Annotated in this window: 16 protein-coding genes; 8 read left to right on the top strand and 8 right to left on the bottom strand. The window is 34.4% G+C overall.

What is annotated here, in order from left to right:
- Positions 1 to 728: 728 nt before the first annotated feature.
- Both rpmA and rplU read right to left on the bottom strand, forming a co-directional pair.
- The gene (gene rpmA, locus FJV36_RS03105) at positions 729 to 995 is read right to left on the bottom strand and encodes a 50S ribosomal protein L27 (RefSeq protein WP_086453627.1); all 267 of its coding nucleotides are present in this window, start codon (positions 993 to 995) and stop codon (positions 729 to 731) included.
- A gap of 23 nt (positions 996 to 1,018) precedes the next feature.
- The gene (gene rplU, locus FJV36_RS03100) at positions 1,019 to 1,441 is read right to left on the bottom strand and encodes a 50S ribosomal protein L21 (protein WP_158728746.1); all 423 of its coding nucleotides are present in this window, start codon (positions 1,439 to 1,441) and stop codon (positions 1,019 to 1,021) included.
- 234 nt (positions 1,442 to 1,675) lie between these two features.
- Here rplU and FJV36_RS03095 point away from each other — a divergent pair, with 234 nt between their 5' ends.
- Both FJV36_RS03095 and FJV36_RS03090 read left to right on the top strand, forming a co-directional pair.
- Positions 1,676 to 3,001 (top strand): pitrilysin family protein, encoded by a 1,326-nt coding sequence (locus tag FJV36_RS03095; protein ID WP_158728747.1) that lies wholly within the window; start codon positions 1,676 to 1,678, stop codon positions 2,999 to 3,001.
- A gap of 11 nt (positions 3,002 to 3,012) precedes the next feature.
- On the top strand, positions 3,013 to 5,061 hold the full coding sequence (locus FJV36_RS03090) for a pitrilysin family protein (RefSeq protein ID WP_199250886.1): 2,049 nt from the start codon (positions 3,013 to 3,015) through the stop codon (positions 5,059 to 5,061).
- 199 nt (positions 5,062 to 5,260) lie between these two features.
- Here FJV36_RS03090 and FJV36_RS03085 read toward each other — a convergent pair whose 3' ends face one another.
- A complete protein-coding gene (locus tag FJV36_RS03085; protein ID WP_158728748.1) occupies positions 5,261 to 6,127 on the bottom strand; it encodes a DMT family transporter in 867 nt (288 codons plus the stop codon).
- 105 nt (positions 6,128 to 6,232) lie between these two features.
- Here FJV36_RS03085 and FJV36_RS03080 point away from each other — a divergent pair, with 105 nt between their 5' ends.
- Entirely contained in the window at positions 6,233 to 6,625 is a 393-nt protein-coding gene (locus FJV36_RS03080) for a heavy-metal-associated domain-containing protein (protein WP_158728749.1), read from the top strand.
- A 94-nt stretch (positions 6,626 to 6,719) separates the two neighbouring features.
- On the opposite strand, the gene gldD is transcribed toward FJV36_RS03080, so the two are convergent.
- From gldD to mutY, 4 genes are all read right to left on the bottom strand, one after another.
- Positions 6,720 to 7,283, bottom strand: a complete 564-nt coding sequence (gene gldD, locus FJV36_RS03075; RefSeq protein WP_158728782.1) for a gliding motility lipoprotein GldD — start codon at positions 7,281 to 7,283, stop codon at positions 6,720 to 6,722.
- Between the two features lie 44 nt (positions 7,284 to 7,327).
- Positions 7,328 to 7,768 carry a single-stranded DNA-binding protein gene (locus tag FJV36_RS03070; protein ID WP_158728750.1) on the bottom strand — a complete coding sequence of 147 codons (441 nt, stop codon included), beginning with the start codon at positions 7,766 to 7,768 and terminating at the stop codon, positions 7,328 to 7,330.
- Positions 7,769 to 7,853: 85 nt separating this feature from the next.
- The gene (locus tag FJV36_RS03065; protein ID WP_158728751.1) at positions 7,854 to 8,663 is read right to left on the bottom strand and encodes a tetratricopeptide repeat protein; all 810 of its coding nucleotides are present in this window, start codon (positions 8,661 to 8,663) and stop codon (positions 7,854 to 7,856) included.
- 76 nt (positions 8,664 to 8,739) lie between these two features.
- A complete protein-coding gene (gene mutY, locus FJV36_RS03060) occupies positions 8,740 to 9,783 on the bottom strand; it encodes an A/G-specific adenine glycosylase (protein WP_158728752.1) in 1,044 nt (347 codons plus the stop codon).
- A 133-nt stretch (positions 9,784 to 9,916) separates the two neighbouring features.
- Between mutY and FJV36_RS03055 the strand changes: the two genes are divergently transcribed.
- The 5 genes from FJV36_RS03055 (at position 9,917) to FJV36_RS03035 (ending at position 15,247) form a co-directional block, all read left to right on the top strand.
- On the top strand, positions 9,917 to 10,207 hold the full coding sequence (locus FJV36_RS03055; RefSeq protein ID WP_066080765.1) for an HU family DNA-binding protein: 291 nt from the start codon (positions 9,917 to 9,919) through the stop codon (positions 10,205 to 10,207).
- A 389-nt stretch (positions 10,208 to 10,596) separates the two neighbouring features.
- On the top strand, positions 10,597 to 12,141 hold the full coding sequence (locus FJV36_RS03050) for a ribonuclease E/G (RefSeq protein ID WP_158728753.1): 1,545 nt from the start codon (positions 10,597 to 10,599) through the stop codon (positions 12,139 to 12,141).
- Positions 12,142 to 12,757: 616 nt separating this feature from the next.
- Positions 12,758 to 13,348 carry a phosphatase PAP2 family protein gene (locus FJV36_RS03045; protein ID WP_158728754.1) on the top strand — a complete coding sequence of 197 codons (591 nt, stop codon included), beginning with the start codon at positions 12,758 to 12,760 and terminating at the stop codon, positions 13,346 to 13,348.
- Entirely contained in the window at positions 13,335 to 13,712 is a 378-nt protein-coding gene (locus FJV36_RS03040; RefSeq protein ID WP_158728755.1) for a GtrA family protein, read from the top strand. The genes FJV36_RS03045 and FJV36_RS03040 overlap by 14 nt, the downstream gene beginning before the upstream one ends.
- The gene (locus FJV36_RS03035; protein WP_158728756.1) at positions 13,712 to 15,247 is read left to right on the top strand and encodes a glycosyltransferase family 39 protein; all 1,536 of its coding nucleotides are present in this window, start codon (positions 13,712 to 13,714) and stop codon (positions 15,245 to 15,247) included. The genes FJV36_RS03040 and FJV36_RS03035 overlap by 1 nt, the downstream gene beginning before the upstream one ends.
- 15 nt (positions 15,248 to 15,262) lie before the next feature.
- Here FJV36_RS03035 and pbpC read toward each other — a convergent pair whose 3' ends face one another.
- Positions 15,263 to 17,638 carry a penicillin-binding protein 1C gene (pbpC, locus tag FJV36_RS03030; protein WP_158728757.1) on the bottom strand — a complete coding sequence of 792 codons (2,376 nt, stop codon included), beginning with the start codon at positions 17,636 to 17,638 and terminating at the stop codon, positions 15,263 to 15,265.
- Positions 17,639 to 17,905: the final 267 nt, after the last annotated feature.

The raw sequence follows: 17,905 nt of genomic DNA, 5'->3' as shown, positions 1-17,905 counted from the left end.
ATATAAAGAAGAATGTTCACTGAACTGTATTGATTGCTGTTGTACTAACATCTAAAAGCTCTTATAATTACAGCTAAATATACCAAAAAAGGAGTAGAAATACTAAGCTTTCTACTTCTTTTATTTATCAATTTATTCGAAAAAAGACTTTTTCAGTGCCCTCGCAGTAATGTGAGGGTTTTTTGTTTTTGGGCATGACCGTCCGTAAAAACTGCGGGTCGGGCTAGAGGGCACTGAAAAAGTCCCTGTTTTCAAAAATCATTAAAAAAAGTGATTAAATAAGGCTTTGATTTTATTTAATCGTCTTTTTTTAGTCAAATTTAATCTTCTTAGATTACAAGGGGTTTGTAATAACTAAAAGGAGCGAAACCATTGTGTTTTCGCTCCTTTTTAGTTATTTTCATTTTCCTTATTCGAGGGACTTTTTCAGTGCCCTCTCGGGCTATTCGCTGTATCTTTTATTGCGCTGCGCTTCATAAAAGGATGTCGCTGCAAACGAAGTTCAATGAACTCCGATAAAAATAAAATCGAAGTGAAGTAATCCCTCATGCGGAAGTATGTACAACAAAGCTTCTAGCCTTTAAAAGGCTAGAAGCTTTGTTAAATCTAACTCTTATCTATTTATTCACTTCTCTACTCTCTTCACTACAGAGAGCCCTTGCGTGAGTATAAAAAAAATCCGTCTCGTTTTATAACGAGACGGACTTTTAAATAATTGAGAAAATCAATTATGCTTCAACTTCAAATGGAAGGATAGAAACATAAGATTTATTATCTCTTTTCTTTTGGAAGAAAACAACTCCATCTACTCTTGCGTGTAGTGTGTGATCTTTACTGATGTAAACATTAGCACCTGGATTATGTTTTGAACCTCTTTGTCTTACGATGATGTTCCCAGCAATAGCAGCTTGACCACCAAAAATCTTTACGCCTAAACGTTTTGATTCTGATTCTCTACCATTCTTAGAACTACCGACACCTTTCTTGTGAGCCATGACGTATTAGTTTTATATTGTTATTATTCTTGAGTATCTTCTTTTTTAGCTTTGGTTGCTTTTTTCTTAGGAGCTGCTACTTCTTCAGTACTAGCTTCTACTGCCGCTTTCTTAGGAGCTGCTTTTTTTGCACCTACACCAGTAATACCTTCAATTACAATTTGAGTAAGATATTGTCTGTGACCGTTTCTCTTTTTGTATCCTTTTCTTCTTTTCTTTTTGAAAATGATAACTTTATCTCCTTTTAAGTGTTGTAACACTTTAGCTTCTACTGAAGCACCTTCTATAGCTGGGGCGCCTAAAGTGATTGCTCCGTTATCATCTAATAAAAGAACTTTATCAAAAGAAACTTTTGATCCTTCTTCATTAGACAAACGGTTTACATAAACCTTTAAGTCTTTGCTTACTTTAAATTGTTGCCCTGCTATCTCTACGATTGCATACATACTGAATTGTTTTAATAATTTCTAAGGTTGCAAATATACAATTATATTTCTAACCTGCAATCCGTACTGTAAAAAATATTTCAAACCCCTAAACGTTTGATTTACTATTCGTTTCAAGATCACTATCTCTAATCTAAAACAAACAGATGTTAAAGTTTATTTGGGTCGCATTTTTACTGTAACAAAATAAATATCTGCACTACTAATTGTTATATTAATAAAATTATTAACCTTATGAAAAATTCATTAATGGCTTTAGGTGCTTTGTTTATGCTAGGAGGAGTCGCTTCTGCGCAGAAAGTAGCTTTTGAGGAATACAAATTAGACAATGGCTTACATGTAATTTTACACAATGACCCATCTGCACCTACAGTTATCACATCTGTGATGTACCATGTGGGAGCCAAAGACGAAAATCCAGAACGTACTGGTTTTGCTCACTTTTTTGAACACTTATTATTTGAAGGAACCGAAAATATAAAACGTGGAGAGTGGTTTAAAATTGTAACTGGAAATGGAGGAGTTAATAACGCCAATACTACAGATGACAGAACGTATTACTATGAAGTTTTCCCATCTAACAACTTAGAGTTAGGATTGTGGATGGAAGCCGAAAGAATGTTACATCCAGTAATTAATCAGATAGGTGTTGATACTCAAAACGAAGTAGTAAAAGAAGAAAAAAGACTACGTGTAGACAACCAGCCTTATGGTAACTTTTTAGCCGAAGTAAAAAAGAACATTTTTACAAAACACCCATACCGTTGGGCAACTATTGGTTCTATGAGCCATTTAGATGCTGCAACACTGGAGGAATTCCAAGCTTTTAACAAGAAATACTACATTCCTAATAATGCGGTTTTAATTGTAGCAGGAGATTTCAAAAAAGAACAAGCAAAAGAATGGATTCAAAAATATTTTGGACCAATTCAAAAAGGAGCTCCAATACAAAGAGAAACATTTGTCGAAGAACCAATTACACAAACTATAAAAGCAAAATTCGAAGATGCAAACATTCAAATCCCTGCTATAGTTGCTGCCTACAGAACGCCATCTATGAAAACAAGAGACGCAAGAGTATTAGATATGATTTCATCAATATTAAGCGATGGAAAAAGCTCTAGATTGTACAAGAAAATTGTAGACGATAAGAAAATGGCTTTGCAAATAGGTGCTTTTAGTAATAACCAAGAAGACTACGGAAGCTACATTATTTACGGCTTACCACAAGCACCAAATACTGTTGAAAATATTCTTGCTGAAATTGATGCAGAGATTGTAAAACTTCAAACTGAATTGATTTCTGAAAAGGATTTACAAAAATTACAAAACAAGTTCGAAAATCAATACGTAAACAGCAATTCAACAATTGATGGTATTGCAGATAATCTTGCAACCTACTATTTATTGTACGGCGATGTAAACTTGATCAACACCGAAATAGAGATCTACCAATCTATTACTCGTGAGGAAATAAGAGATGTTGCAAAAAAATATTTGAATCCAAACCAAAGGTTAGTTTTGGATTACGTTCCATCTAAAGACAAAGCTCAAAACTAAGATATCTCATTATGAAAAAATCAATATTAATTATATCAAGCTTGTTCTTAACTCTAATTATGCAAGGACAAATCATCCCACAGCCAAAACCTGGAGTGGCTCCAACAATCAAAATTGGAAAACCACAAACATTTGAATTAAAAAATGGTTTAAAAGTTATGGTAGTTGAAAACCATAAACTACCACGCGTATCCTTTAGCCTTACGTTAGATAACGACCCTTACACTGAAGGCGATAAAAAAGGTGTGTCTGAGATGACAAGCGCTTTGATAGGCAGTGGAACTACAAAAATTTCTAAAACAGCTTTCAACGAAGAGGTTGATTTTCTTGGAGCAAACATCAATTTTAGTTCTAATGGAGCATCAGCAAGCTCTCTTTCAAAATACGCAGGACGTGTTTTAGAATTAATGGCTGATGGCGCCCTGAATCCTGTTTTTACTCAAGAGGAATTTGACAAAGAAAAAGCAAAATTTATTGAAGGGTTAAAGGCAAATGAAAAAAGTGTTTCAGCAGTAGCTGGAAGAGTTGTAAATGTTTTAACCTACGGGAAAAATCATCCAGCTGGTGAGTTTGTAAGCGAAACTACGGTAAAAAATGTAACTCTAGAGGATGTAAAAACAAATTACAACACCTATTTTGTTCCTAGTAACGCTTACCTAATTATTGTTGGAGACGTAAAGTTTAGCGAGACTAAAAAAATGGTTGAAAAATTCTTTAGTAACTGGAAAAAAGCCATAGCGCCATCAATAGCATATACAGATCCAAAGGATGTTCCTCAAACGCAAATTAACTTTATTGACATGCCAAACGCAGTGCAATCAGAAGTTGCTGTGGTGAATATGTCTAAACTTAAAATGACAGATCCTGATTATTTTGCTGTTTTAATTGCAAACCAAATTTTAGGTGGTGACTTTAACAGTTACATCAACATGAACTTGAGAGAAGCTCATGGATGGACTTACGGTGCTAGAAGTAGCATTTCTGGAGACAAAAGAGTTGGAACTTTCAATGCTTCTACTCAAGTCCGCAACACTGTTACAGACAGTACAGTAGTTGAAATTTTCAAAGAATTAAAAAAGATTAGAACTGAAAAAGTTTCTGAAGAAATGCTAGCAAGCGTAAAAGCGGGATACATTGGTAGATTTGTAATGCAAATTGAAAAACCTCAAACTGTTGCTGGTTATGCTTTAAGAATACAATCACAAGGTTTACCTGCTGATTTCTACGAAAACTACATTAAAAACATCAGTGCCGTAACTGCCGATGATATTTTAAGAGTAGCTAACAAATATTTCTTAGCTGATAATAGCCGCATCGTTATAGTAGGTAAAGCTGCTGATGTCGCTGCTGGATTAGAAAAACTAAAATATCCAGTACAATATTTTGATAAATACGGTAATCCAACTGCAAAACCAGAGTTAAAGAAAGCTATTCCTGCAGGAGTTACAGTAAAAAGTGTTCTTGACAATTACATCAAATCTATTGGTGGACTTCAAGCAGCACAAGCAGTAAAAACCATCGTGATGAACGGTAGTACTACAATTCCACAGGCACCAGCTCCATTGAGTTTTGTTTCAAAAACCGATTCAAAAGGAATGCTAATGGTAGAGTTAGCCATGGGAACGATGAGCTTAATGAAGCAAGTGGTAAATGAAAAAGGAGGCTATGTTATGCAACAAGGACAAAAACAAATTCTTGAAGGCGAAATGCTAAACGATATGAAAGCAGAAGCTACTCCATTCAAAGAATTAACACTCGCTACAAAAGAAGGTCTTACATTGGTAAACATTGAACCAATTAATGGTAAAGATGCGTACGCAATAAAAAATGGTAAAACTACATTGTTCTATGATGTGGCTTCAGGTTTAAAAGTAGCTGAATCAGTTGTATTAGAACAAGGCGGCAAGAGCATGACTAAAACTACTTCATATAGTGATTATAGAGAAGTAAAAGGCGTGAAAGTTCCTTTTAACATGATTCAAAATGTAGGTTTTGAACTTGACATTAAAATAAGTGATGTTAAAATTAACGAAGGAGTACTTGCTACTGATTTTCAATAAATAAACAGCGCATAAATAATATAGGTTGTCTAGCAATAGACAACCTTTTTTGATTCAAAATTTCTTGGGCGTGACCCCATAAAAAAAGGGACCTACTCAGCAATACCGGCTAGTTGGTCCCTTTTTTTATGCCGTCGGGCAATACGCGCTACTTCGGTAGCTTGCTGCTTTCCCTCACGCAAAACCGTTATAAGAACAATTATTTTTTAGCAGACAAATACACTCCTATTAAAACAATAAAAGCACCAAAAAGCTGCACAGGTGTCAACATTTCATGGTCTAACAATCCCCAACAAAAAGCAACAACAGGAATTAAATACGTTACTGATGTAGCAAAAACAGGTGAAGACATTTGAATCAATTTAAAGAAAAGAATATTTGCAATTCCTGTCCCTACTACCCCAAGAATCATAATAAACAAGACCGACTCTTGTACTTTAAGTTCACCCACTTGCGAAAAGAAATTAGTAAACAGTAAAACGGTAAAAGCAGGTACCAAAAGCACGATGAAATTTCCCGTTGTAATACTCAACGGACTCAAATCATGTAAGTACTTCTTGATTAGATTTACATTTACTGCATAACATATTGACGCTATCAAAACTAGAATTGCGTAGTAATAATTTTGCTCAGGATGATGAAAAGCACCGTTCAAAATCAACAAAGCACTTCCTATAAGTCCTATTAATATCCCAAAGGTTTGATTTCTTTTAAATTGTAAACCAAAAACGAGTGCACCAATAACAAGCGTATTCAAAGGCGTTAAAGAATTCAATATAGAACTCACGGAACTATCAATTTCCGTTTGCGCAATTGCAAATAAATAGGCTGGAATAAAAGTACCAAACAAAGAGGTTAGCGCAATATACTTCCATTTGAATGAAGGTATTTTAGCAGCGCTTTTAAAACCAATAATAATTAAAAAAATGGAGGCAAATATAATTCGGAGTGAGCCTAATTGCATAGCCGTTAACCCTACTAATCCTTTCTTGATCAAAATAAAAGAACTCCCCCACACAAGCGCGAGAACAACAAGATACACCCACTTTAACTGCTTTGATTCCATATAGATAATTTTACTCCAAAATTGTACTTTTTTTATGAATTACGCCTTCATTTTTTAATTAATTTTGTGAACACATTTAGAAAATAAACTTTTAATAATAACGTCATGAATTTCAATAAATCAATACTTGCATTATTGTTTGCTTGCACCCTTTTTGTGGGATGTAAAGAATCAGAAAACAAAAAACCAGGAACTGAAATTGCTGCTGATGCTGAAGGCAAAAAAGATCCAAACGCAAAACCAAAGAAAATTGCTGCAGCAAATTTACAAACGGCAAGCTTTGCAGTAGAAGGAATGACCTGCGCTATAGGTTGCGCCAAAACCATTCAAGAAGACTTAACACAACTTGAAGGTGTTCAAGAAGCCACCGTAAATTTTGAAACAAAACAAGCCAAAGTAACCTTCGACAAAACCATTCAGTCACCTGAAAAACTAACCAAAGTGGTTGAGGCAGCCGCTGATGGTAAAACGTACAAGGTAAAAGATATGAAATCTTAAACATTGAATATTAAAACGAAAAAATCCTCTACATGAGGATTTTTTTGTTGATAGAGGTTACGCTTTTTTTGACATTAACAGTATAACCTAACTGTTATTTCCATTTTAAAGTTTCCATAAGGCGCTGCATATCATTTTTTATGTAACTGGCTGCAGGCATAATCGAATCAAAATTGGGCTTGGCATAAAAGTATACAGATCCCGTTACAAAATGCCTAGTACTGTCTGTTACATAAAATTGTGAGTTTGTAGCAGCATTCCCATCCACTTGGTAAAACATACCATACACTTTTTTATTTGGATTCAAATACGGCTGCTCCAAGATATCATCTGCTTTTATAACGTGTTTAAAAGTTAGTGTTTGCGCATCTCGCAACAACGCATTTATGTTGTTGCGAACAGGATTATAGGTCAAAAAAATGGTCGCTTTCATTTTAGGATACGTAATGGTAAAACCACAATTTTTTTCTTTTTTAATGATTGCCTCCGAGTTCATCTCAAATCCAAAAGGACATTCATTGGCAAAATTGACATAAGTAGCCTCTGGATAATCCAACCGTAAAAAGCCTGCCGGTTTCGGCAATAACTCCTCTTTACAACTGAATAAAACGGTAGCCAATAGTAGTAACGTGATGCTATTTTTTATTTTTTTTAAAATCATTATCGAAATTTATTTAAAAGAAACTATCCTATTTTATTTTTTCAAAACGGCAAGTCATTAATAGGTAGCGTCTTATTTTCGGGTTCAAAATTAGTGTTTTTTGAATCATCACCCGCAGCTGTAGATTTATTGTTTTCGCTTTCTTTTTTTGTAGTAAGAAAAGTGAATTCAGTCACTTGAATTTCCATGGTTTGCTTTGTACTGCCGTCTTCTGCTTGCCATTGTCGTGATTTAATCCTGCCTTCAACATAAATTTTATCTCCCTTAGAAAGGTATTTTTCACAAAGCTCAGCGGCTTTGTTACGCACTACAAGATTGTGCCATTCTGTAGAAGTTATTTTTTCATTGGTAGTTTTATTGATGTAGACTTCATTAGTAGCCAGCTGAAACCTGCCTATACAATTGCCTCCCTCAAAGTAGTGCATCTTGATGGCGTCACCAAGATAACCTATAAGCATGACCTTATTTAATGTTCCGTTCATTGTGATTTGTGGTATAAATCAAAGGTACATTTTTTAGAAAACTTTTTTAAGAAAATTAATTTTGTTTTCGACACTGTTTCAAATGTCATTTCCATTTTACCTGATATGGATAGGTTTCATAAACAGTATTATCCTCATTAAGCGTATATCCTAATTTTCCTGCTTCTTCTGCTTCTTTTTCTACTACCTTATACTCTTCAACTCTTCCCAATTTTGCCAAACAAACGGCTTTGTAATATTTTGCATCCGACAGATTCGGATCTATTTTCAAAGCTTTATCAAATTCTAAGATAGCTTCAGATAACTTGCTCTGTTCATATTTCGCAATTCCGTGGTAAAAAAGAACGGTCGGATGTTCCAAACCTTGTCTGTTTTTAAAAATATCATCAATATATTCCTTAAAAAGCTTTTCTGCTCTTACGTACTCATTCAGTTGCAAATAAGACAAGCCAATATAAAACCCATAGGTATGATCCATCACGTAACTATTACCAAAACGTTTTTGACAATCTTCAAAGTCTAAAATCGCTTCTTTATAAGTTTTAGCAAAAATACATTTCATAAAAGCTCTATAGGATTGCCATTTTTCACGATTGTACTGCACCGCTTTATCAATATATCGCATCCCAACTTCATACTTCTTTGCTTTAAAATAAGGCATCGCCTTTTGCTGCCACAAATAAGCAACCGTACTGTCTTTTTTTAATCCTTCATCTAAACAAGCTTGCCATTCATCCATATTATAATTGTAATTATAATTTTGGACACAATTAGTCACGAATTCCTCGATAATGGCTTCTTGGTTTTTCTGAATTGTTTCTGCTTTACTTTTTTGCGTTTGTGCTAAAGCGATTGCTACAAAATGAATAGCAATTAATAGAAGTAATTTTCTCAAAGGGATTTTCAATTTTAAGTTTTACAACGTATAAATATAGAAAAAAAAAAACTACAAATGATTAAATCAAAAGTCTTTATTCATTTAATTCCTTTTCGATAAAATTATGAATAACTATTGGGAACGGAAAACTTCGCAAGGTTTCAGTATCAATTGCATTCTCTAGAGTTTCTCCCACCTTAACTTTCCAAAATTTAATATGCAAATGTTGGTGTGACAACTTGTGTACGATACTTTTAGCATTGTATTCATATATAATAGGATTTGATTTCCCATTGCCATACTCCTCCTGAACCTGTTCGTTTACACAATCAAAACCTTCCTCTTTATCGGTTTCATAAACGGGAAACTCGTATAAATTATGCCAAATTCCTTTATCCGTTCGTTTATTAATCAACGTATTTCTTTGAAGATCCTCAAACACCAAGTAATTAAAGTATCGGTTTCGTACTTTTAGTTTTTTCGATTTTACAGGCAGTTGCTCGACTTTCTTTTTCTGCAAAGCGGCGCAGCTATCGCTAAAAACACAAACACCACAATCAGGACTTTTAGGTACGCATTGCAAGGCACCAAACTCCATTATGGCTTGATTAAAAATTGCAGGAATGTTCTTTGGCATCAGTTCAAAAGCCAAAGCAGCAAATTCATTTTTGGTTGCAGCCTGAGCAATATCCGTTTCCACATCAAAATAACGAGCCAACACTCTAAAAACATTTCCATCAACAACAGGAACCGCTTCGTTATAGGCAAAAGATGCAATTGCGGCAGCCGTATACGTGCCTACTCCTTTTAGTTTTAAAAGCTCATTGTAGTTTTGTGGAAATATACCTGACAGTTCAGTAGCTATGTATTGGGCAGTTTTGTGCAAATTACGTGCTCTAGAATAATACCCTAAACCTTGCCATAATTTCAACACTTGTTCCTCACTTGCAGCGGCCAAATCAAAAACAGTCGGAAATGCCGTAGTAAAAGCAAAAAAATAGGGCATTCCTTGAGCCACACGCGTTTGTTGCAACATAATTTCAGAGAGCCAAATCTCGTAAGGATTTGTGGTATGACGCCATGGTAAATCACGTTTGTTTTGTAAATACCAATCTATCAGTGTTTTATGAAAAATCATGTTTTAAATATTTGTTAGCAAAAGTAAAAGTTTATGTAATTAAAATTTAATGAATTAGCTTGAATTATTGTTTTTTAAATTCCTATATTTGCAAACTCAAAAAAATAGTACAACATTATAAATAGGAAAGAAAATGACGAAAGCAGATATCGTAGCAAAAATTTCAGAAAAATTAGGTCTTGAAAAAGGAGATGTACAAGCAACTGTAGAGACCTTTATGAATGAAGTTAAAAATTCATTAGAAACTGGCGACAATGTATATTTAAGAGGTTTTGGAAGTTTTATAGTGAAGACTAGAGCTGAGAAAACAGGTAGAAATATCTCAAAAAATACAACCATTAAGATTCCTGCACATAACATTCCTGCATTCAAACCTGCAAAAGTATTTGTAGAAGGGGTAAAAACAAACAACGAAGCAAAATAATAATATTAATCATAAAATCGACAAGACATGCCAAGTGGTAAAAAAAGAAAGAGACATAAGGTTGCAACGCACAAACGTAAAAAAAGAGCGAGAGCTAACCGTCACAAGAAGAAAAAGTAGTTTTAAACTACTTTTTTCTTTTTAAACGTTCATTGAAATTGAAAAAAGATGAAAGAGTAAAGAAAAAAGAATATAAACTCAAAAAGTTTATATTCTTTAATCTTTTCTCGACTAATTTTCTTTTCTCCGGGTACAATACCTGTTAAAATATTGTTTAATCCATCCTTACTTTAGCCGTCAGCAGTTAGCCGTCAGCGTTTAGCCAACTTATTAAGCTAAAAGCCAAAAGCTAAAAGCTAGAAGCTTTTTGTTGGGATAAAAATTTACAAATGAATAAAGAATTAATCATTAGATCTAGTTCTGAAGCCGTAGATTTTGCCTTATTAAAAGATGGAAAACTAATTGAATTACATAAAGAAGAAGAAAAAAGTAACTTCCAAGTAGGTGATATTTTTATTGCCAAAATCAGGAAACCAGTTGCCGGACTAAATGCTGCTTTTGTAAATGTAGGCTTTGAAAAAGATGCCTTTTTACATTATCACGACTTAGGCCCTAACCTATCTTCTCAACTGAAATTCATAAAACTTGTAAGCGCAGGTAAAATAAAAGATTTCTCCCTAAAAAACTTTCAGTTTGAAAAAGAAATAGACAAAGATGGCACCATTACTGATGTTTTGAATGCCAATCAATCTGTTTTAGTACAAGTCGTCAAAGAACCTATATCAACCAAAGGACCAAGAATTAGCGCTGAGCTCTCTCTTGCAGGAAGATTTATAGTTTTGGTTCCGTTTTCTGACCGCGTTTCTATTTCACAAAAAATAGAAGACAAAAAAGAAAAGGAACGCTTGAAACGATTAGTACAATCCATCAAACCAAAAGGATTTGGTGTTATTGTTCGCACAGTAGCCGAAGGCAAAAGCACAGTAGAATTAGAAAAAGATTTGCAGAACCTGCTTAGCAGATGGACTGCAATGTGTAAAAAATTACCAACTGCTCATCATCCGTCAAAAGTACTTGGAGAACTCAACAGAGCTTCATCAATACTTCGAGACGTGTTTAATGATACCTTTAGCGGTATTCAAATAGATGATGAAGAGTTGTACAACCAAACAAAGGATTACTTGCAAGAAATTGCACCATCCAAACAATCAATTGTAAAGTTCTATCAATCAAAAGACACACCTATTTTTGAGAAATACAACATAGAGCGACAAATCAAGACTTCATTTGGGAAAACAGTTTCCATGAGTAAAGGAGCTTACCTAATTATAGAACACACCGAAGCGTTGCACGTTATAGACGTAAACAGCGGAAACCGTTCTAATAAAGCCACCAACCAAGAAGATACTGCCATGGAAGTCAACATGATTGCTGCTGCCGAAATCGCTAGACAATTGCGTCTACGAGATATGGGCGGTATCATTGTAGTTGATTTTATCGATATGTCTAATCCTGAAAATCGCAAAGTGTTGTTCGATTTCTTAAAAGAAGAAATGAGCGATGATAAAGCCAAACACAAAATCTTACCTCCTAGCAAATTTGGATTAGTTCAAATTACACGCCAAAGAGTAAGACCAGAAGTTAATATTAAAACCAGAGAAGAAGATCCAAACAATGTAGAAGGCGAAATTGAAGCGCCAATCCAAATCATTGATAAAATAGCTTTTGATCTAGAAAGAGTATTAAAAAACCACAATCAAGTAGTGCTTAACGTACACCCGTTTGTGGCCGCATACCTTACCAAAGGTTTTCCATCATTGCGTTCAAGATGGTTTCTTGAGCACAAAAAATGGGTGAAAATTATACCTCGTGATGCTTACACGTACCTAGAATATCACTTTTATGACAAAAAAGAAAATGCTGTCATAGAATAAAAACAAACTCCTCAAGAAATTGGGGAGTTTTTTTTTTCTCTTTTTTTAGGAGCTACTTCCAGCTATCCGCTATATTCCCGATCAAAAAAACTACGGCCGAAAAAGGAGGGCACTGAAAAAGTCCCTCGAATAAGGAAAATGAAAATAACTAAAAAGGAGCGAAAACACAATGGTTTCGCTCCTTTTAGTTATTACAAACCCCTTGTAATCTAAGAAGATTAAATTTGACTAAAAAAAGACGATTAAATAAAATCAAAGCCTTATTTAATCACTTTTTTTAATGATTTTTGAAAATAGGGACTTTTTCAGTGCCTTCCGAAAAAGGCCTTGTTTTTTAAAATCGGGAGATGCCGCTGCTATCTGGGCTAAAATATCTGTCAACTTAGACCATCTTCTTCATAACATTATATTTACGATTTCATCGAATTTTAATAATCTGATTTTCAATAAGTAAAAACAGTAAGAGTTTATTTTTACTACTACTAATTACTTAAGGATGAAAACACTTTTAAAAATAATAAACAAAAACAGCTTTTTCTATATCAGCTGTTTAGCATTGACTATAGCTTGTATGTTTTTTTTAATTTTTTACTCAAAGGCCGATACTTTCATAATTATGAATGGATTCCATACGTCTTTACTAACTATAATTTTTCAAAATATTACGTTTTGCGGAGATGGTCTTTTTATTATAATAGTGTTTACTATTATAATGATTTCTTTCAAAAAACACAGAGATTTAGGTGTTGTTTTATTAATTAGCTATTTAAGTTCTGGACTTTTGTCACAAGTAATAAAGCAATTTGTAACGTCTCCAAGGCCTAGTGTTTATTTTGAATCCCTTCATTATGCTTATTACCTAGACACTTTTTCAAATTGCAGAATAGGTTTTCGTAGTTTCCCTTCCGGACATACTGCCTCAGCCTTTGCGATGGTTACTGTTCTTACTAGTTATTTCAAAAAAAGACATGTCTGGACTCTTTGCTTTCTCTTTGCAGTAGCTATAGGCTATTCCCGAATTTATTTGGCTCATCATTTTCTAATTGATGTTTTGGCTGGAGCACTAATAGGAGTCTTATCAGGAACTTTAAGTGTTTTATGGTTCAAGAAAAAAAGATTCAAAATCAAAAAAATTGTAAAACAATTTCAAATAGCGATTCATAATTCTAAAACACAACATAAACCAAACATAAATGGATCTTATTAAATTTTTCAAATTTGGGTTGGTTGGCTTTTCTGGTTTAGTAATTGATTTCGCTATAACGTGGATTTGTAAAGAAAAATTATTGTTCAATAAATATCTTTCCAATTCATTTGGATTCTTATTTGGTGTTGTAAACAACTACTTTTTGAATAAATATTTTACTTTTCAGAACAATGATAATCACGTAGCAACTCAATTTCTAAGCTTTTTGATTATTTCAATTATAGGTTTTTTATTAAACACTTCATTCCTTTATTTACTTCAAAAGAACACCAAAATCAATTTTTACGTTTGCAAAGTCATGGTCACTGTTATTGTTTTTATTTGGAATTTCACAGCTAACTCACTGTATACATTTAAATTATAATGAAAGAAAACCAACAATTAATTTTAATTATAACTATTGCGACACTTGTTAGGTGTATTATTGCAATGTCAATTGGTTTAGGCAATGACGAAGTGTATTACCTCACGTACGCCCAGCACCTGCAATGGAACTATTTTGATCATCCACCGATGGTTGCTTTATTGATCCGTCTAACTACTTTCAATCTCCATTTCACCAATGAGCTATTTGTTCGCCTAGGAGCAATCGCTCTCGGAGCTATTAACACTTACCTAATTTATGATATCTGCAAAGGAATCAAAAATAAAAAGGCCGGTATAATATCCTCTTTATTATATACTGGTTCTTTATATTCTAGTATAATTGCTGGTGTTTTTATTCTTCCGGATTCGCCTCAATTGTTTTTTTGGCTGATTAATGTTTACTTTCTAATTCAAATTGTTTCAGGGCAAGCCAATCAAAAAAAACTAAATTATTCTCTTATTTTATTCGGTTTGTTTAGCGGATTATGCATTATGAGCAAAATTCATGGTGTTTTTTTATGGGGAGGTTTTGGATTGTATATTTTAAGTTATAAAAGAGATTTACTTAAGAAAGGTTATCTTTATTTAGCATTTCTAATCACTTTACTACTGATTTTACCAATCTTAATTTGGAACGTCGAGAACCATTTTATTACGTATACCTATCACAGTCAAAGAGTCACAATCAGCAGAGGAATTAACCCTTCTAGCTTTTTCAGAGAGTTTTTCGGAGGATTTTTTTACAACAATCCTATCAATTATTTTTTGATGCTTATTTCTTTAATTGCCGTTTGGAAAAACAAAATTGATGTTGAAAAATCCATAAAGAGACTGCTTCTTTTCTTGAGTTTGCCTTTAATTACAATATTACTTATCCTCTCATTCTTCAGAGACACCCTACCGCATTGGTCTGGCCCCGCTTTTGTAACGCTGTTGATACTTGCTTCGTGTTATATTTCAGATGAAATAGAAAAAAGTAAAATTACATTCCCAATTTGGAGAAAATCAGTTTATTCCTCTTGTATATTGATTTCTGTAATTGCGGTAGCAGGAATTCTAATCATCAATTTTTATCCTGGAACAATTGGCAGCAAAGATGAAATATCCTTAGGAAAAAAAGACTTTACACTGGATATGTATGATTGGAACTTCTTCAAAACTGAATTTAAAAAAGTTCGCGATAAAGATCTACAATCAGGTTTAACAAAAACTAATTTCATTCTAAACAATAAATGGTTTCCGGGAGCACACATTGACAATTATATTGCACAACCTCTGGGTTTAGATTTTATTGCTTTAGGAAAACTGGAAGACATTCATACTTACGCTTGGTTGAACACCTATAGAGAACAGCTTAAAACTGGAGATGATGCTTATTTCATAACCGTTTCAAATAGTTTTAGCGACCCAAAAGAGCTTTATCAAAAGAGTTTTAAAAAAATCAATGCTCCTATTGTTATCAAACAATTTAGAAATAAAAAACCAACACGAAATATGCTGGTTTATTTACTTGAGGATTATACTGGAGAATAATTTTTAATTATAAACTTACTCTTTTACAATCTCAATTTTTCTTCGAATTTCGTTTCCAAATTCATCCACCACAGTAATGTAATGAAATCCTGTTGTTGCCGAAATAGGCATTTTATGAAAGGTTTTAGTACTGCCTTTAAACACTTGGTCAACATACCAAAAAAGTTTACTATCTCTTTGCGAATGCGCTACTTTTAAAATCACAGGCTGAACTTCGCTATTGAAATTCTTAGTAAGATAGATTTTGCTATTTGTTTTCGGATAAATAAAATCCATTGTAGCCGTTTGTGTTCCCATACAATCACTTCTGAACGGTGGCAATGGCAAATATTCAATATGCTGACTTTTGTAATACCAAGCCATTACGGGTGGCAAAATGAACCAGTTCTTAGTGACTATATTTTCAATGTTTTCGCAACTGCTGTTGACTTGAAATTGAAGTGATTTATCCAAATGCACCGTTTTGTGATACGGACAAATCGAAGTGTTTTTTCCTTTCTTCGGAACCAGTTGTTTTATTTTCGGACAACCGTCTTTGGCCAAATGACCACTCAAACTACACACCTCAACTTCTTCTAAATCCTTAATTGGCGTATCAAACCATCTCTGTCTTGGCAATAAATTAAAAACATCAAATAAAATGGGCGCTGCACTAGTAACTCCCGTCAAGGTTGGTCTTCCCTCGCCTGTTGCATTACCAACCCACACACCCACAACGTATCTTGAATTGGTGCCTATTGCCCAAGCATCCCGATTCCCAAAACTTGTTCCCGTTTTCCAAGCAATCTTGAGTGAACTGTCATAAAATTTCCAAGCTTCATCTCCTTCGGGGCGATTGACTTGTTCCATTGCGTTATACGTGAGCCAAATTGATCCTGCACCCAAGATGTTCTTTTGTTTGGTTTCATCACCAAAATCAACTTGAAAATCATCATCGTAATTCAGTTCTGCAAATTCATTTGATCTGTAGTTTCCTTGATTTTTATTGAAATAATTTAAGGTCGAAGACAAACCGGCGTAAGTTCGGCACAAATCCCATAAATTACTTTCGGCACCACCCAAAATAAGTGATAAGCCATAATGATCTGGTGGTTTTGAAATATCTCGTAATTTGAATCGCTGCAATTCTTCGTAAAATTTATTCACTCCAAAATCCTGTAACATCAATACAGAAGGAATGTTCAACGATCGCGCCAATGCCCGATGCGCTGGAACCGCTCCATCAAATGTGAGGTTAAAATTCTGAGGCGTATAACCTGCAATCTGAGTTGGGATATCCGCCACTAACGTATTGGGTAACAACTCGCCATCGTCGAGCATACCAGCGTATAAAAGCGGTTTCAGAATACTTCCTGTACTTCTTGGCGCATCAATAATATCGACATCTTTTTGATGATTCCCATCCGTAGGCGAGTTACCCACGTAGCTCATCACTTTTCTATTCGACACATCAATAACTAAAATAGCCAAATTATGCACTTCATTTTGCCTATACTGATTGTAATAATACTTTGCAATTTGATTGACTCTGTTTTGCAACCCAATTTCTATAGTTGTTTTCACCCGAGTTCCATCTTGATTCTTGGCAACACGTTGCAATAAATGAGGTGCAATTTGTGGCAAATTATAAGGCTTTTGAGGCAAAGGTTCGTCTATAGAAAGTTCGTAAGTCTGTTGATCAATGACTCCTTCTTGGTTTAATTTCAACAAAAGTCGGTTACGCTTGCTCAATAATTTAAGTTGATTCTTTCCTGGATAAATTAAACTGGGCGCATTCGGTAAAACCGCTAAAGTAGCACTCTCAGCCCAAGACAATTGATGGGACTGCACGCCAAAATACCGCCATGAAGCCATTTCGAGACCCACAACATTCCCGCCAAAAGGAGCGTGTGCAGCATACAGTTCCAAAATTTCGTTTTTAGAATAACCCATTTCTAACCGGGTGGCGAGAATAAGTTCGATTATTTTCTCGAAATAGGTTCGCCCTTTTCCGTTTCTGGACAAGCGAATGACTTGTTGCGTCAGCGTACTTCCTCCACGAACGACTCTACCTGCCTTCCTGTTTTGCTGAACCGCATTGACCATCGCCACTGGATTGAATCCAGGGTGTTTATAGAAATATTCGTCTTCAAAATAAACGATACACTTCTTGAATTTATCGGGAACGCTGTCTTGTGCAGGAAACCGCCATTGCCCATCGAGAGCAATTTTGGCGCCAAGCAATTCGCCTTCTTTACTTTCAATCACTGTTGAATAAGGTTCTTGAAACAAAGTTCGTGGCAACGAAAAATAATAAACCACCAACAGCAAAAAGGCAATTGATGATTTAATTTTATTTGTTTTTATCCCATTGATGATGCGTTGCAGAAACGCTATTAGTTTGTTTTTCAAAGTGATTTTTATTTAACCGTAAGGGACGCAAAATATTGTAATAATTTTAAAAACATCATTTAGTTACTGTTTTATCTGCGTGAATGTGCAAAATCTGCGTGCTATATTTTCACGCAGATTTTGCAGATTTACGCAGATTTGTTTTTGGGCCAAAAGCCCATTGCAATTCGCGTAAAATCCGTCGCATCCGCGTTATTTGCGTGATAGATTTTCACGCAGATTTACGCAGATTTTTTTTGAACCAAAAAACTTATTCCAATCCGTGTA

The organism is Flavobacterium sp. I-STPP5a, assembly GCF_009764685.1.
Classification (GTDB): domain Bacteria; phylum Bacteroidota; class Bacteroidia; order Flavobacteriales; family Flavobacteriaceae; genus Flavobacterium.
The sequence above is the reverse complement of the archived record's forward strand: the minus strand, read 5'-3'. Positions and strand labels throughout refer to the sequence as shown.

Coding starts and splice junctions, on each gene's coding strand:
- FJV36_RS03070 (WP_158728750.1), bottom strand. CDS start 7,768: ATGAACGGAACATTAAATAAGGTCATGCTTATAGGTTATCTTGGTGAC.
- FJV36_RS03080 (WP_158728749.1), top strand. CDS start 6,233: ATGAATTTCAATAAATCAATACTTGCATTATTGTTTGCTTGCACCCTT.
- FJV36_RS03095 (WP_158728747.1), top strand. CDS start 1,676: ATGAAAAATTCATTAATGGCTTTAGGTGCTTTGTTTATGCTAGGAGGA.
- FJV36_RS03045 (WP_158728754.1), top strand. CDS start 12,758: ATGAATGGATTCCATACGTCTTTACTAACTATAATTTTTCAAAATATT.
- rpmA (WP_086453627.1), bottom strand. CDS start 995: ATGGCTCACAAGAAAGGTGTCGGTAGTTCTAAGAATGGTAGAGAATCA.
- FJV36_RS03050 (WP_158728753.1), top strand. CDS start 10,597: ATGAATAAAGAATTAATCATTAGATCTAGTTCTGAAGCCGTAGATTTT.
- FJV36_RS03035 (WP_158728756.1), top strand. CDS start 13,712: ATGAAAGAAAACCAACAATTAATTTTAATTATAACTATTGCGACACTT.
- FJV36_RS03090 (WP_199250886.1), top strand. CDS start 3,013: ATGAAAAAATCAATATTAATTATATCAAGCTTGTTCTTAACTCTAATT.
- rplU (WP_158728746.1), bottom strand. CDS start 1,441: ATGTATGCAATCGTAGAGATAGCAGGGCAACAATTTAAAGTAAGCAAA.
- FJV36_RS03055 (WP_066080765.1), top strand. CDS start 9,917: ATGACGAAAGCAGATATCGTAGCAAAAATTTCAGAAAAATTAGGTCTT.
- FJV36_RS03085 (WP_158728748.1), bottom strand. CDS start 6,127: ATGGAATCAAAGCAGTTAAAGTGGGTGTATCTTGTTGTTCTCGCGCTT.
- mutY (WP_158728752.1), bottom strand. CDS start 9,783: ATGATTTTTCATAAAACACTGATAGATTGGTATTTACAAAACAAACGT.
- FJV36_RS03040 (WP_158728755.1), top strand. CDS start 13,335: ATGGATCTTATTAAATTTTTCAAATTTGGGTTGGTTGGCTTTTCTGGT.